Genomic DNA, 13,118 nt, shown 5'->3' on the forward strand with positions numbered 1-13,118 from the left:
CCACCAACTGAAACCCGCAGGTGCTTTGAGCAGTGCCGAAAAGGGAGATCATGAGAATCTATAGGATGTACCGCAAAGACACTGATATTGTTGCTGTCAAGGACGGATTCTCCTACCCAGGATTCTTCTTCACCTGGGTTTGGGCCTTCGCCAAAAGATTGTGGGGTGTTGGAATATTCTTTTTTCTCCTGAATATCGCGGCCTTTTCATTTTTCGCGTGGATGCCTTACAAGAACTTCCCCGCTATCCATCATCTGCCATCCTTATGGATGACCGTCAATTTTTCCGCCTGGATGGCAAAAGCTCTACTGGGTTATTTCGGGAACCGCTTGAAAGGAAACCAGCTAATACGACAAGGATATACACGTCTGCCCGGCATGATTCGCGCAAAAAATATTCATGAAGCAACCATCATTGGCATGTCGCTGCCGGCAGACCACCAAAACAATCTTCGCGATGGTCGCCATGCGACTCGATGGATAGGTGGAACGATTTTGGTTTTATGGTCATTTTTCCTCTATGTGTCGCCATTGCCCAATATGGCCATCTACCCCGCCGTCCATGATGGCGCCTCAAAAAACAATAACTCACTTGGCGTGGGCCGCATGCTGGAAGTTGGAAACCGCGCCTTTCCATTGTTTGGCACGCAACAGCCAGAAGCATTGGAGGTTTCGTTGAAAAGCTCCACGGGATTCTTTCCAGTCCGTGTTTGTTTGTATTCTGGCCAACAGCGCAACAAGAGCGACCACCATGGTGGGATTTGGGGAGCGGGGACTAAGGTCCGAATTCAAGGATGCGCCACCGATAGGCAGAGCCCCCTTGGAATGAAGTGTCAGGGCTTCCCGTGCCATACAATTTGCACCTGACGATGCTGGGTAACACAGTCTCACGCAGGTAGCGCGCTCGGAGGTTCACGCGGGCGAAGCCGCTTCCGCTCGGATAACACCTTTTTGTCGCTGAACAGTCATGATTTACGCATTTTGGCCGAACCAGATATCCCAATCGAGGACAGTTATCTTCATGAGCCAAAAGTACATTTTTGCTACACAAATGCAAGGTTGGTAGAGAAGTCACGCATCGCGATCGCCCACCACCCCTACACCCGCCGATCGCCCTGCCGGCCCGCTATGCCAGAGCAGGAAACAGTCATGAGGATTCTGGTATGCGGTTGCCCAAACTCTCCGCCTTAGCCATGGGCGTTGTGGCGGTCACCATTCTCCTATGATCCCGGACAGGGGGCGCTCTTCCATGCCTTTTATGCCAACCGGATCCTCTCGGCGGCGGGTATGCCTGTCAAAGTTGGCTTTAGGGGAGGATTGTCCTATCTCAAAAGAGGTGATGTACTGCTGGCTTCAGTCAAGACCTGGGGAACCGAACAGGCCGCCCAACCCAAGCCAATACAGACGGGATTGGTCTACAGTCTGAACTGGTAGTTATAATGAGCCCGGCAGTTTGTACATTCGTGTGTTTACTTTGGCCTTGCCCTGGATTAAAGTACACACATGGTACATACTTATTGGAGACTACCATGCACACCACTCGCGTTTTCAAAAACGGCAATTCGCAAGCAGTGCGAATCCCTGCCGATCTAGCCTATGAGCGCTCCGACATAGAAGTGGAAATCGAGCGGGAAGGCGACGAAATCCGCATTCGCCCCGCCCACCGCCCGCTAGCCGGCGTGCTGTCGAAGTTTGCCCGGTTCTCCCCCAACTTTATGGCGGATGGTCGTGGCGACCAGGAACAAACCGAGAGAGACACGCTGTGATGCCGCGTTACATGCTCGATACCAATATGTGTATTTACTTGATAAAGCATCAGCCTGAGAAAGTCGCTCAACGTTTCGCTCAGTGCTATGTAGGTGACGTAGTGATGTCGGCTATTACCTACGCAGAACTGGAATATGGCGTTGCCGTTTCCGCAGATCCTGATCGCGAACGGGCTAACCTTGCGGCGCTGACAGAAGACATCCCGGTGATCACTTTCGATGCACTGGCTGGCGTTGCCTATGGCCCGATCCGGCAGGCAACCAGCGAAAGCAAGAGAGATGCGCTGGATAAGCTCATTGCCGCCCATGCCGTCGCGCTAGGCGTGACGATCGTTACCAACAACACAAGGGATTTTGCCAAATATCCCGGCGTCATGATCGAGAACTGGTTGTCATCCGGTGCGCAATAGCCCTTTCAACGAAATCCTGTCTCCCTGTCGAGTTTGTCCAAGTGGTTTTGTTGATCCTCGGCATCCGGATCAACTACGTTCTCGATCTAATGATTCAATCATCCACGTAGGAAAATCGACATTAACGCGCTTTTGCTCCTGCAACACGCGTTTCGCCTTGGATAGCTCCAGAGCAGCGGTAATATCAACACCCTCATCAAACTGTTTATCGAACGTTTTAGCTTTCATATAGTGCTGCCTCCTCAGTTCGTGATCGACGAACAGAAACAAGTCGAATAGTTGCATCCCTGTAGGTGACGACGACTGCGGGAACTGATTGTCGTGAATCAGCATGTCGCGAATATGCCCATAAGATTCAGGGTGCCTCACTTGCCATGAGCCCCTTCAGCGTGTACTGTATGTTTATACAGCAATCACCGAAGGAGGCATCACATGGCACCCCATCGTTCTGCATCGCAGTTGTGGCCCAAGACGGCGGGCATTCTGGTCTTTGGCACACTGCTTGGCCTCTGGCTAGGACATCAGGACAAAGGTTATCAGCCCTGCCCCACGTCCGCTATGGAGTCTGTGGTACTTCAACAGTCGCAGCAAACGGCCACCTTCCAGCGCGTCGCGCAAAATCGACCCGCCACGGAGCCTTTCACCGTGCGACCGTGATAAACTGCGTCAGACAAAAATGGCTTTAGGATCGACCACACACGCAAATCAGGGAGTTACTTTGGAACTGGATCACAAGGCCCGCGCGGCCATAGAAGACATCATCAATCGCCGGGAGGGCGTCAACTCCATACAGACGCAACTGAAGGAAGACATCAAGGCAATAGCCGAGTACCTCGCGGTAAAACCCGCACAGGTGGCCCGGATCATCAGCCTGGTAGAGCGGGAACGTGCCAAGGGAGATGTGCTGGAGGCCGAGCGTGGGGTAATAGACGCGGCGGAGTCCATGATCCCCGTAACCGCGTCGACGGAAGAAGTGCAGGACGCTTAACGCGGCAATGCGGCTGCGGTGTCTGAAGTATGCACTGCATCCGCATCCAGAAATTGCAGAAATGCCTGGATGGTATGGGATTGGTAAAGGGGCTGCGGTCTGGCCATATACAGCGTCCATTGAATGCCGTGTGGTGCCGGTAAGCGGCGTGCATTGACGCGCCAGTCTTTTCGGCGGCGCAAGGCTGCGGCGGTCACAAAACCGATACCCAATCCTGCATCCACGGCGGCTCCGACCGCCTCGACACCGGTCACTTCGATGGATTGTTTGGGCATCAAGCGCGCTTCACGAAACACCTGCTCCACGGAGCGCCGAATGCCCGAGGCACGTTCCCGCCAGATTATGGGATAGGACATGAGGCTCTCCAGGCTGAGATCGTCTTGTGCCAGCAGCGGGTGCCCCGCCGGGAAAATCGTCATTATTTCATCGTGTAACCATGGCGTTACCATATAGTAGGAGGGTAACTCTTCCAGATCCGGTTCGCCTTCCAGAAAAAACAAATCCCAGTCGGACAACGAAATGTCTGACCAGTCGATGACGCCGCCGCGCAGTTGGAGTTCCACATCGGGGAACTGGCGCTGAAAGGCCACCAAACGTTGCGGCAGGAAATAATTGGCCACCGTATTGGTCGCGGCAATGCGCAACACCCCGTTTTGCAAGCGCTGTCGGCGCAACACAATGTCGTCAAATTCGTCGACCACATCGCGTAGCCGCTGCGCGGTGGCAAGCAACGCCTCCCCGGCCGGCGTGAGGCGAATACCGCGGCCACTGCGCATGGTGAGTGGTTCCCCCACGTGCTGGGTGAGTTTCTGTAAACGTTCCGTCACCGTCGGCTGACTGCGATGCAGTGCCCTGGCCGCAGCGCTGATCCCCCCGGAGCGGGCCACCGTCAGAAAAGTCAGCAAAAGCTCAGTATCCATATATCTGATATTCCCTATAGGTTAGTTATAAATTTCCAATTTGACCTATATTTTAACGGGCCGTATTATCACAGTGTCTTCTGGAAAATAGCAAATGCAAGCACCCATGACATCTTCCCTCCATATGACCGCCCCGATACCAGCGCTCACCGCCACACCAGATCGAGGATACCAGGCTTCTATAATACGAAAATGAGTTACGACATTACCGCAACGCGCCACCGCCACCCTTCGCGATAGAACGCGCGGGTCGGCGCTGACGCAAGCCAAACTTGACCGAAGTCAAGGAATGCGCACAGGCAACCGGCCATACTCACAAAACGAACGGCGTTTTACTAAAGTTAAATCCATGGTTCAACCAGAAGGAGCAACAACAGATGGCTATCAATATCCAACTCATCAAATCCAGCGGCGCGGCGGTTAAGGACTTAGGCGTTCCGGTTGCCGCGCATTTTTATGACTATATGTTCACCCATTACCCGGAAGTGCGGAAAATGTTTCCGGGGGACATGACGGAGCAACGGATACGTCTATTCAATTCTGTCATTCTGATCGCCACCAATATCGACACCATGGAAGTGCTGGTTCCTTATTTGAAAGAACTCGGTATCGGGCACATTAAATACGATACCCGTCCGGAACATTACCCCATCGTCGGCAAAAGCCTGCTCAATACCCTGAAGCATTTCCTGGGTGCGGCCTGGACACAGGAAATGGCGGAATCCTGGATTGAGGCTTATAACCTGGCCGCCAGCGTTTGCATTGAGGCGGCCTACGAGGCCATGGCCCCTTCCCGCTTCGTCCCGGTGACCATCGACGACGTACCTGCCGCCGTCTGATCGACACCTTGCCATTGGCGTACCGGTTGCTCAGGTACGCCATTATTTTGAGGTATGCCTGTTATGAAATATGAAATCTGTCTGGAACCATCCGGCATCCGCTTTATGGCGGATGCCGGCCAAAATATTGTCGAAGCGGCGAAACAGCACGGAATTCCCATTAAACATGGTTGCGCCAGTGGTTCCTGTGGTGATTGCAAAGGCACCATTTTGTCCGGCGACAGCGAACAAGGGCCTTTTATGCCACTGCTGCTCCCACCTACGGAACGCGCCGCCGGCATGGCCATTCTCTGTAAACTGTATCCACGCAGTGACCTGCGCTTGCGTGCCGAGGTGGTTCCGAAAGACACCTGGACGGCCGCGATTACCCGGCTCACGCCACTGGCCTGGAATGTACTGGAGTTGCGGCTGCGGCCGGAACGGCCTTATCCCTACCGAACCGGGCAATATGCCCGCATCGCGATACCGGGGCATCCGGATCAGTGGCGTTCTTATTCCATGGCGACGCCGCCGGACTCCACCGGAACACTGGTATTTCATATCCGTGAATTACCCGGCGGCATATTTAGTCAGTGGCTTTTTCACGAGGCAAAAATCGGCGATCAATTAATGCTAGGTAGTGCACAAGGCGAATTTACCCTGCATTCCGATAATGACCGAGGTATGCTTTGCATTGCCGCCGGAACCGGTCTGTCTCCCATTGAGGCCATTATTCATGAAAGCATCGCTTTAGGCCGAACCCGGCCAATCCATCTTTTTTACGGGGCCAGGAAACAGACCGATTTTTATCATCTGGAAGAACTGGCCAAATGGTCACAACAATATCCGCATATCACCATCACACCGACACTTTCTGATACGCAAGACACTTCCTGGACCGGCGCCCACCGACTCCTGCCCACTGTTGCCGCCAGCGGTCACTGGAAGGATCATGAAGTATATCTCTGCGGTGGCCCTGGCATGATAGAAGCCGCCATCGATCTGCTACTCTCTCATGAAGTGCAGCATGACCATATTCACTTCGATGCTTTTGCGCCTAATGGATAGTGTTCTACGATACCGCGTTTATGATGCGCCGAGCATCTTCAGCACTTCGCCCAAAGGCTGCGCACCTACCGTCTTTAGGGCGCCATCCACCACGATGGCCGGAACGGTCTTAATACGCAGGTTGCTGACTATTTCGCGCCCTTCACGATCAGCGACATCCAGCACCTCCAGCTCCATAGGCATTTTCTGGGATGCTTCTTTCCAAACCTTTTCTGCTTGGGGGCAAACAGGACACCATTTTGAAACCAGTATTTGTACTTTCATATTTCGCCTTATCTAAGGATACTAGTCTAGCATTGTGGGTACACGTTCAAATATTAGCACGGCTCACGCCGCCCAACATCATTTCCCACACCATGGAGAACGTTATGGCCGATATAGACCAAATCATGCAACACGACCATGAACGCCTGGATCAGCTATTGGAACAGAGCGCGCACGCTGTTTCGACTGGAGCATGGCAGGAGGCGGTCCATTTACTGGAGGTATTCCGCCACGGGCTTGTCGATGGCCATATGATGGTGGAAGAAAGCACGCTTTTCCCAGCCTTCGAGCGTAAGGAGGGTGGTGACGATCACCCACTGACCGCGTTGCTACGTAAGGGCCATCAGGATTTGCGGATATTTTTTGAGGAAATGGCTGAAGCCATCCAGGATCAGGACGCGGAAAGCTTCGACGATCTGCTGAGCACTGTGCAAACCATCCTCAAACAACACGATGCCAAGGAAGAGACGGAACTCTATCCCTATCTCGCAGCCGCCTTACCGGATCGTGGTGAAGCAGCGGGTAAACACATTCTGGCCTGTGAAGCGGAGACGCCATCATGAGTGAATATCACGGCTGTGAATTGCCTGAGGATCTGTTTTACGATCTCGACTATGTATGGCTGCGCCCAGAAGATGATGGCACCCTGACTATTGGGATCACGGATCCCGCCCAAACCATGTCGGGGCGTTTACAAAAGGCCAGAATTAAAAAAATCGGCACCCATCTGGATGCCGGACGGCATGTAGCCACACTGGAAAGTGGTAAATGGGCTGGCGGCGTACCAGTACCATTTGCCGGTGAAGTCATAGCCCGCAATGAAGCGCTGCTAGAAGATTCGCACTTGATTAATGTTGCCCCCTATAGCGACGCCTGGATCGCCCGGATAAAACCCGATGATCCGCAACATGCATTGGATAATGTTAAAACCGGACCCGAAGCTATTGAAGCACTGGAAGCCTGGATAAAGCGTTACGATGTGCAGTGTATGCGCTGCTCTGAGTGAGGGCATTAAAGTATACGGGGCTGGATTATTTTCATCTTCTGCGCTCCGCCTGCAAAAGGACGATAACCTAAATAAGCGAGCAAGGACATAAAATGACTTCGGACCGCGCTCAGCACATTGAAATCACGACGTGGCGCGTATATGTACGTCCCCTTCCCATGGGCTACCACGTACTGGCTGAGCGCCTCTGGCCTCGTGGCGTGCGCAAGGCCGACCTCTCGCTGGACGCCTGGCCCAAAGACCTCACCCCCAGCACCGCCCTGCGCCAGTGGTTCGCCCACGATCCCGAGCGCTGGAACGAATTCCGCAGCCGCTACCTGGCGGAACTGGCCACACGGAAAGAAGCCGCTCTGACGCTGCTGGCCGAAGCCGCCGGGGCACCTGTTATCCTGCTTTACGCTGCCCACGACCAAGAGCACAACGGTGCGTTGGTGCTCCGCGATTTTTTACGGGCATTCGCGGGGTCAGATTCCGGCAGTGCCTAAGCGGCCAGCTCGCCCAAAGGCTGCGCACCCACACTTTTCGGCTGTTTGCTGCAAACGACCCTAACCAAGTCGCACGATTATTGTAAAAGCGTGCAGCAGCCCAGTCCTTGACGCGGATCGCGCGGATCAATGCCCTTCGGCCCAGCGCCGTAGAGCAGGCGGGTCGGGGATAATAATCATCCGGCGTTCCACTTCTATGAGTCCGGCCTTACGTATGCGGGTCAACACCCGCGACAGGGTTTCCGGCGCCAGACCCAAACGCGCCGCCACCGCCGCTTTCCTGGCAGGGAGTTCGAAGGCCGCGGGACCATTTAGCATCGGGCACAGATCCAGCAGATAACTCACTAGCCGCTGCTCCGCCGATTCCACACTCAGATGACGCAGTTCCTTGACCAGAAAATGTAGGCGCATACTGAGGCGTGCCAGCATCTGGCGCATCAACAATGGCCGTTGCTCCAGGCTCTCGACGAAGAGGTCCAGTGGAATCTCCAGCACCGTGGTCGCAACATCGGCCTGCGCCGTCACCGGATAACGGCCACCGAGAAAGGCCACCGCCTCGGCGAAAAGGTCATCGGGCTGGATGATTTCGACAATTTTCTCCTGCCCGGTCGCCGCCGCCGCAATCAGATCAATTCGCCCCGATGCCAGGAAATAGAAGGATCGGGCTGACGACCCCTCGGCAAAGAGGATATCCCCTGACTCCAGAGTCAGCGGTCGGGACTGCGCCAGCAGCGGCGCGATGACATCCTCTGGCCAGGCGGCAAAGAGCGGGGTTTGCCGTAGGCGGGGGAGCAACGCCTCCTTGTTGTTCTCCATGGGCAGCACTTTCTCCAGAATATGGGACGGGCAGAAAGATCAGCATCTCTTGCCACTTGTTCGACGTCAACCACCATGACCGATGTCAGGAACTACGCAGATGAAATTCCAGCTGGCGGCGCGAGTGAAACGGTTGGCGTATTTATTGCCTTGACTAAAACGTTCTGGACAACGACGTCCTCGCTACCTGATTCTAGGCCGCGAGGATTTTTTATAGGCGTCGCTTATTTTGGAGAATCTATCATGGCGCATGAACACTCTCTCAGCATTGGCTATGTAGCTCTGGTCGATAGCGCACCGCTGATTGTAGCCCGCGAGGGCGGCTTCTTTGCCGAACAGGGTCTGCAGGTGGACTTACAGCGGGAACCGTCCTGGGCGAGTTTGCGTGACCATCTACTTTTCGGTGATCTGGTGGCAGCGCATGCCCTGGCACCGCTGCCGCTGGCGGCGACACTGGGCATCGCCTCACCGCGAATACCGGTGATAACGGCGTTGACACTGTCCTTGAACGGCAACGCGATCACTGTGAGCAGCGCGCTGCACCAACGTTTGACGGATGTAGGTCTGACAGGCGGAGACCAGCCCCTGTTGGCGGCCACCGCTTTGCACCAGGTCATTCAGGCATATCCTGCCACCAAACTATGCTTCGCGGTGGTATCGCCGGTATCCAACCATCATTATCAACTGCGCCACTGGCTACAGGCGGCGGGCATTGATCCGGCGACGCAGGTGCAGATCAGCGTGGTGCCACCGCGCTACATGGTGGAGGCGCTGCGCGCCGGCGAGATCGATGGCTACTGTGTTGGTGAGCCCTGGGGAACTCTGGCCGCGGTGGAGGGAGTGGGAATGCCCATCGTCAGCAGTTACGCTCTCTGGAACAACATGATGGAAAAGGTGCTCGCCGTGCGCGAGGACTGGGCCTTGGCGCAGCCTGGGGTACATCAGGCCCTGATTCGCGCAGTTCTGGCGGCAGGGCACTGGCTGGATGATCCACAGCATCGGCTGGAGGCAGCACCTTGGGTGGCGGCGGCCATTGATGTGCCTGCTGAAGTCGTCGCACTGGCACTGACCGGCTCGGTGCCGGGCTTACCGCAACGGGAGGATTTCCATGTGTTTACGCGCTATTCAGCGAATTTTCCCTGGCATTCCCATGCGCACTGGCTGGTGCGGCAGATGCAGGCAGTGGGTCAATGGCCGGCGGGCGCGGATGCCGCGATACTCATTCCGCGGGTGTATCGCAGCGTCGAATACCGGCAGGCGGCGCATGCCCTGCGGATTCCCGTGCCGAAAGAGGATTTCGTCGCCTGGGGCGGCGAAGCGCAGCCCTGGTTGCTGGCGGATGATCAGGGGGGCACGATCCGCATGGGTGCCAGCCGCATTTTTGATGGGAGCGGCGTGTTGCCGTAAAGCCGCTTGCACCATGATAACGCGAAATTTTGGTGCATCCGCACTGGTATTGCCCATCGCACGCGCCTCCCGGAGAGCTTCGCACCCCCCGCATTCTTGTGGTCCTTTGACAGAAAAGCCTATGAATATGCCGCACGACGGCACGGCGCCGGCACGTTCGGCGGCACTATACAAATAATGGCATGATAACTGCTTAAAGACCCACAAGCACTGTTCACCGACGGACAGCGTTTTGGAACGAAGGCGTTCCTGGCCCACCAGCCAGGAGCGCCTTTTTTCATGTCCAGCACTCTGCCTTCAAGGAGGTCATGATGAAAGAACTTTTGACGCTGCTGCGCACCGGCAACTGGCGGGCGCTGGTTGCCAGCTTTCTCTATTTCGATACTGGTTTTACGGTTTGGCTGCTCTACGGTCCCCTCGCGCCGTACATGATCAAGACCTTGGGACTCACCCCTGCGGAACAGGGTTTTCTAGTCGCCGTCCCGGTACTGGCGGCAGCGATTCTACGCGTCGCCATGGGTAATCTCTATCAGACCATGGACGGGCGCTGGCTAGCACTGGGCGGCATTGCCCTATCGGCCATTCCGCCGCTTTTCCTGCTTTTTTATCCGTTGGCACCAAGCTTTTCCCTGCTGATTGTCCTCGGCATTCTGCTCGGTGTGGGAGGTGCCAGTTTTGCGGTGGCGCTGCCGATGGCGGGGAGCAATTATCCCGCCAAGGTACAGGGGACGGTCCTGGGGATCGCGGCGGCCGGTAACATTGGCGCGGTACTGGATGGCTTTCTGTTTCCGCCGCTGGCCGCCCAGTTCGGCTGGGCGCACGCTACGGCCGCCGCTTTGCCCCTGTTGGCACTGGCCGGAGTAATGATGTTCTTCTGGGGTAAGGACAACGCGCCGAAAAGCGGGCACGTCGGACAGGCGCTGGCCAGTTTTGCAGCAACACTGGCCGGACTGGCCTTTCTGGCGGTGGCGACACCGCTGGGTTGGCTCGGACTACACGGCAAGGCTGCGCTGCTGATGCTGCCAGTCTTCGGAGTGCTGCTCGCGGGTTCGGTGCTACCGCAGCGTTACCGCCTAGCCCTCCGAGAGCGCGACACCTGGGTCATCATCCTCATCTACAGCATCACGTTCGGCGGTTTCGTGGGCATGTCCTCCTACATCAGTCTGTTGCTGGTATCTTTGTATCATTTGCCAAAAATCGAGGCGGGTATGTTGATGGCGCTATTTGCCTTCACCGGTGCCATGTTGCGGCCCTTGGGCGGGATGTTAGCCGACCGGGTTTCCGGGGTCATCGCCCTGCGCTGGTTTCTCGGCGGCATCGCGCTGACGGACGCCGCTTTTGCCCTGTGGACGCCGTCGCCAACCGTGGCCGTGGCCCTGCTGCTCTTCCTTTATGCCTGCTTCGGGCTGGGCAATGGCGCGACCTTTCAACTGGTACCCCTGCGCTGGCCGCTGAAGACCGGAATCATGACGGGCATCATTGGCGCGGCGGGCGGGATTGGTGGCTTCTATCTGCCGGTAATCCTTGGCATCGCCAAGGAAGAAACAGGGACCTATCACCTTGGCTTCGCCTGCTTCGCCCTCCTCGCGACGACGGCGCTGGGACTGGTGCTGGCCATGCGCCGCCACTGGCTACCCTGGGCACGACATGAAGTCGCCGCTCCGGATGCCGTCAGCCCCCCCGCTTTGCAAAACGCGGCGGCCATAAGCGACTAACCCTAAAATACCGGAGAAACCCATGTCGCAGTCATTTTTACATCGACGTCGTCATTACTCTGCCACCCTCTTCGCCCTGCTGGCCAGCACCGCTCAGGCAGACACCCTGGCCAATGCCATCAGCGGTGGCCAGGTCAACCTCGACTTTCGTCCGCGCTATGAATTCATGTCTCAGGCGAACAAAAACGACGCCAGTGCCTTCACGGTGCAAACCCTGCTCGGTCTGGCGAGCAAGCCCGTCGCCGGGATCAGCGCCGATCTGCAGTTCATCAATGTGGCCGGGATCGTCAATCAGTACAACAGCCTGAAAAACGGTAAAGCAGCCTATTCACTGATTCCCGATCCAGAGGAAACCAACGTCAACCAGGCCTATCTCCAGTATGCGGGCATTCCCGGTCTGCGCCTGCGCGCCGGCCGTCAGAAAATCAATCTCGATGACGAACGCTTTGTTGGTGCGGTGGGTTTTCGGCAGACGCCGCAGAGTTTTGATGCTGTCTCGGCGCAGGACGAAGCACTGCCCGATCTGACGCTTTACGGGGCTTATATATGGCGGATCAAAAACATCCTCAATGAAAATGTGCCATCGCGAACCTTTCTCAGTGAGATGAGCTGGACACCATCCCCCTTACTACATGCGCAAGCCTTCGGCTATGGCTATGGGAATCAGGCGCATAGCGCCATTCCCGGAGCGGCGGCATGTTTTCTGGCGGGTAATGCGCAGGTTTGTAACAGCGCTACGCTGGGCGTACGGGTGCAGGGCGCCATTCCTCTGGGGGACGCTCTGCATCTGCCCTACGACCTGAGCTATGCCAAACAGTTGCCTTATGACAGCGGGGGTGCGGCGGTGAATGCCCAGTATTATCACGTTGGTGCCGGTCTGGCGCTGCCGAAGATCTGGCTGCATGCCGACTACATGGTCATGGGGACGAATAGTCAGGGCAGTTACGGCTTTCAAACGCCGCTCGCCACCAAACATGCCTTTAATGGCTGGGCAGAAGTTTTTCTGGTCACGCCGCCCAAAGGTTTGCGCAGCCTGTACTGCACCCTCGGCGGTAGACTCATGGGCACCCGACTGGCGGCCATTTATTACGATTTTCAGGCCGACCGCGGGGGTGCTCAATACGGGTACGAGCTGGATTTGTCGGCCACCCGCAGTTTTTCCAAACACTGGGGTGCCGGAGTGCAGTACGCGGATTACCGGCGCACCAGTTACGGAGTGAATACCGAGGGCGCTTGGATTTTCGTGACGGCGAAATTCTAGCCGCAGCGTCGCCCAATTGCGCCATTTTAATGCAACTGCACCAGCGGTCGCACCATAATATGGCATGGCACAGCAGCGTATACCATAATTATCTGTTTTTATTTGCCATGAAATCAGGCACGACTGTTGCTTTAATAATTCACAACGCGATCCCCAATGATCGTTATAGTGCAAAACGGCAAAGGCGTCGTCAGC

17 protein-coding genes are annotated in these 13,118 nt (G+C 56.1%); 13 read left to right on the forward strand and 4 right to left on the reverse strand.

The window, feature by feature from the left end; translation table 11 throughout:
* Positions 1–65 precede the first annotated feature (65 nt).
* The 3 genes from PJU76_RS08600 (at position 66) to PJU76_RS08610 (ending at position 2,175) form a co-directional block, all read left to right on the forward strand.
* Positions 66–866 (forward strand): DUF2628 domain-containing protein, encoded by an 801-nt coding sequence (locus PJU76_RS08600; RefSeq protein WP_271779190.1) that lies wholly within the window; start codon positions 66–68, stop codon positions 864–866.
* A gap of 662 nt (positions 867–1,528) precedes the next feature.
* Positions 1,529–1,765: an antitoxin gene (locus tag PJU76_RS08605; RefSeq protein ID WP_064218244.1), complete on the forward strand. Its 237-nt coding sequence runs from the start codon at positions 1,529–1,531 to the stop codon at positions 1,763–1,765.
* A gap of 11 nt (positions 1,766–1,776) precedes the next feature.
* On the forward strand, positions 1,777–2,175 hold the full coding sequence (locus tag PJU76_RS08610) for a type II toxin-antitoxin system VapC family toxin (protein WP_271781003.1): 399 nt from the start codon (positions 1,777–1,779) through the stop codon (positions 2,173–2,175).
* A gap of 69 nt (positions 2,176–2,244) precedes the next feature.
* On the opposite strand, the gene brnA is transcribed toward PJU76_RS08610, so the two are convergent.
* The gene (brnA, locus tag PJU76_RS08615) at positions 2,245–2,403 is read right to left on the reverse strand and encodes a type II toxin-antitoxin system BrnA family antitoxin (RefSeq protein WP_215849165.1); all 159 of its coding nucleotides are present in this window, start codon (positions 2,401–2,403) and stop codon (positions 2,245–2,247) included.
* A gap of 204 nt (positions 2,404–2,607) precedes the next feature.
* Here brnA and PJU76_RS08620 point away from each other — a divergent pair, with 204 nt between their 5' ends.
* Positions 2,608–2,832: a hypothetical protein gene (locus tag PJU76_RS08620; protein ID WP_271779191.1), complete on the forward strand. Its 225-nt coding sequence runs from the start codon at positions 2,608–2,610 to the stop codon at positions 2,830–2,832.
* A gap of 61 nt (positions 2,833–2,893) precedes the next feature.
* A complete protein-coding gene (locus tag PJU76_RS08625) occupies positions 2,894–3,163 on the forward strand; it encodes a hypothetical protein (RefSeq protein ID WP_271779192.1) in 270 nt (89 codons plus the stop codon).
* Here PJU76_RS08625 and PJU76_RS08630 read toward each other — a convergent pair.
* The gene (locus tag PJU76_RS08630; protein ID WP_271779193.1) at positions 3,160–4,083 is read right to left on the reverse strand and encodes a LysR family transcriptional regulator; all 924 of its coding nucleotides are present in this window, start codon (positions 4,081–4,083) and stop codon (positions 3,160–3,162) included. The two genes, PJU76_RS08625 and PJU76_RS08630, sit on opposite strands and share 4 nt — an antisense overlap.
* Before the next feature lie 377 nt (positions 4,084–4,460).
* On the opposite strand from PJU76_RS08630, the gene PJU76_RS08635 reads away from it, so the two are divergent.
* On the forward strand, positions 4,461–4,922 hold the full coding sequence (locus tag PJU76_RS08635; protein ID WP_271779194.1) for a globin domain-containing protein: 462 nt from the start codon (positions 4,461–4,463) through the stop codon (positions 4,920–4,922).
* A 63-nt stretch (positions 4,923–4,985) separates the two neighbouring features.
* The gene (locus PJU76_RS08640) at positions 4,986–5,969 is read left to right on the forward strand and encodes a 2Fe-2S iron-sulfur cluster-binding protein (protein WP_271779195.1); all 984 of its coding nucleotides are present in this window, start codon (positions 4,986–4,988) and stop codon (positions 5,967–5,969) included.
* Between the two features lie 18 nt (positions 5,970–5,987).
* Here PJU76_RS08640 and PJU76_RS08645 read toward each other — a convergent pair whose 3' ends face one another.
* Positions 5,988–6,233: a thioredoxin family protein gene (locus tag PJU76_RS08645; protein ID WP_215849168.1), complete on the reverse strand. Its 246-nt coding sequence runs from the start codon at positions 6,231–6,233 to the stop codon at positions 5,988–5,990.
* A 104-nt stretch (positions 6,234–6,337) separates the two neighbouring features.
* Here PJU76_RS08645 and PJU76_RS08650 point away from each other — a divergent pair, with 104 nt between their 5' ends.
* The 3 genes from PJU76_RS08650 to PJU76_RS08660 all read left to right on the forward strand — a co-directional run bounded on the left by PJU76_RS08650 (position 6,338) and on the right by PJU76_RS08660 (position 7,724).
* On the forward strand, positions 6,338–6,796 hold the full coding sequence (locus PJU76_RS08650) for a hemerythrin domain-containing protein (protein WP_271779196.1): 459 nt from the start codon (positions 6,338–6,340) through the stop codon (positions 6,794–6,796).
* A complete protein-coding gene (locus PJU76_RS08655) occupies positions 6,793–7,239 on the forward strand; it encodes a glycine cleavage system protein H (RefSeq protein ID WP_271779197.1) in 447 nt (148 codons plus the stop codon). The genes PJU76_RS08650 and PJU76_RS08655 overlap by 4 nt, the downstream gene beginning before the upstream one ends.
* A 92-nt stretch (positions 7,240–7,331) precedes the next feature.
* Positions 7,332–7,724 carry a DUF488 domain-containing protein gene (locus tag PJU76_RS08660; protein ID WP_271779198.1) on the forward strand — a complete coding sequence of 131 codons (393 nt, stop codon included), beginning with the start codon at positions 7,332–7,334 and terminating at the stop codon, positions 7,722–7,724.
* Between the two features lie 126 nt (positions 7,725–7,850).
* On the opposite strand, the gene PJU76_RS08665 is transcribed toward PJU76_RS08660, so the two are convergent.
* Entirely contained in the window at positions 7,851–8,540 is a 690-nt protein-coding gene (locus PJU76_RS08665) for a Crp/Fnr family transcriptional regulator (protein WP_215859783.1), read from the reverse strand.
* Positions 8,541–8,783: 243 nt separating this feature from the next.
* On the opposite strand from PJU76_RS08665, the gene PJU76_RS08670 reads away from it, so the two are divergent.
* The 3 genes from PJU76_RS08670 (at position 8,784) to PJU76_RS08680 (ending at position 12,923) form a co-directional block, all read left to right on the forward strand.
* Positions 8,784–9,947, forward strand: a complete 1,164-nt coding sequence (locus PJU76_RS08670) for a CmpA/NrtA family ABC transporter substrate-binding protein (protein ID WP_271779199.1) — start codon at positions 8,784–8,786, stop codon at positions 9,945–9,947.
* Positions 9,948–10,255: 308 nt separating this feature from the next.
* Entirely contained in the window at positions 10,256–11,662 is a 1,407-nt protein-coding gene (locus PJU76_RS08675; RefSeq protein ID WP_226817479.1) for an MFS transporter, read from the forward strand.
* 22 nt (positions 11,663–11,684) lie between these two features.
* Positions 11,685–12,923 carry an alginate export family protein gene (locus PJU76_RS08680; protein ID WP_271779200.1) on the forward strand — a complete coding sequence of 413 codons (1,239 nt, stop codon included), beginning with the start codon at positions 11,685–11,687 and terminating at the stop codon, positions 12,921–12,923.
* Positions 12,924–13,118: the final 195 nt, after the last annotated feature.

The sequence above is a fragment of the Acidithiobacillus ferriphilus genome (assembly GCF_028215975.1).
Taxonomy (GTDB): Bacteria; Pseudomonadota; Gammaproteobacteria; order Acidithiobacillales; family Acidithiobacillaceae; genus Acidithiobacillus; species Acidithiobacillus ferriphilus.

What these genes read in the sequence shown, in the direction of transcription:
- PJU76_RS08600 (WP_271779190.1), top strand. Translation starts at nt 66, where the DNA reads ATGTACCGCAAAGACACTGATATTGTTGCTGTCAAGGACGGATTCTCC.
- PJU76_RS08605 (WP_064218244.1), top strand. Translation starts at nt 1,529, where the DNA reads ATGCACACCACTCGCGTTTTCAAAAACGGCAATTCGCAAGCAGTGCGA.
- PJU76_RS08610 (WP_271781003.1), top strand. Translation starts at nt 1,777, where the DNA reads ATGCTCGATACCAATATGTGTATTTACTTGATAAAGCATCAGCCTGAG.
- brnA (WP_215849165.1), bottom strand. Translation starts at nt 2,403, where the DNA reads ATGAAAGCTAAAACGTTCGATAAACAGTTTGATGAGGGTGTTGATATT.
- PJU76_RS08620 (WP_271779191.1), top strand. Translation starts at nt 2,608, where the DNA reads ATGGCACCCCATCGTTCTGCATCGCAGTTGTGGCCCAAGACGGCGGGC.
- PJU76_RS08630 (WP_271779193.1), bottom strand. Translation starts at nt 4,083, where the DNA reads ATGGATACTGAGCTTTTGCTGACTTTTCTGACGGTGGCCCGCTCCGGG.
- PJU76_RS08635 (WP_271779194.1), top strand. Translation starts at nt 4,461, where the DNA reads ATGGCTATCAATATCCAACTCATCAAATCCAGCGGCGCGGCGGTTAAG.
- PJU76_RS08640 (WP_271779195.1), top strand. Translation starts at nt 4,986, where the DNA reads ATGAAATATGAAATCTGTCTGGAACCATCCGGCATCCGCTTTATGGCG.
- PJU76_RS08645 (WP_215849168.1), bottom strand. Translation starts at nt 6,233, where the DNA reads ATGAAAGTACAAATACTGGTTTCAAAATGGTGTCCTGTTTGCCCCCAA.
- PJU76_RS08650 (WP_271779196.1), top strand. Translation starts at nt 6,338, where the DNA reads ATGGCCGATATAGACCAAATCATGCAACACGACCATGAACGCCTGGAT.
- PJU76_RS08655 (WP_271779197.1), top strand. Translation starts at nt 6,793, where the DNA reads ATGAGTGAATATCACGGCTGTGAATTGCCTGAGGATCTGTTTTACGAT.
- PJU76_RS08660 (WP_271779198.1), top strand. Translation starts at nt 7,332, where the DNA reads ATGACTTCGGACCGCGCTCAGCACATTGAAATCACGACGTGGCGCGTA.
- PJU76_RS08665 (WP_215859783.1), bottom strand. Translation starts at nt 8,540, where the DNA reads ATGGAGAACAACAAGGAGGCGTTGCTCCCCCGCCTACGGCAAACCCCG.
- PJU76_RS08670 (WP_271779199.1), top strand. Translation starts at nt 8,784, where the DNA reads ATGGCGCATGAACACTCTCTCAGCATTGGCTATGTAGCTCTGGTCGAT.
- PJU76_RS08675 (WP_226817479.1), top strand. Translation starts at nt 10,256, where the DNA reads ATGATGAAAGAACTTTTGACGCTGCTGCGCACCGGCAACTGGCGGGCG.
- PJU76_RS08680 (WP_271779200.1), top strand. Translation starts at nt 11,685, where the DNA reads ATGTCGCAGTCATTTTTACATCGACGTCGTCATTACTCTGCCACCCTC.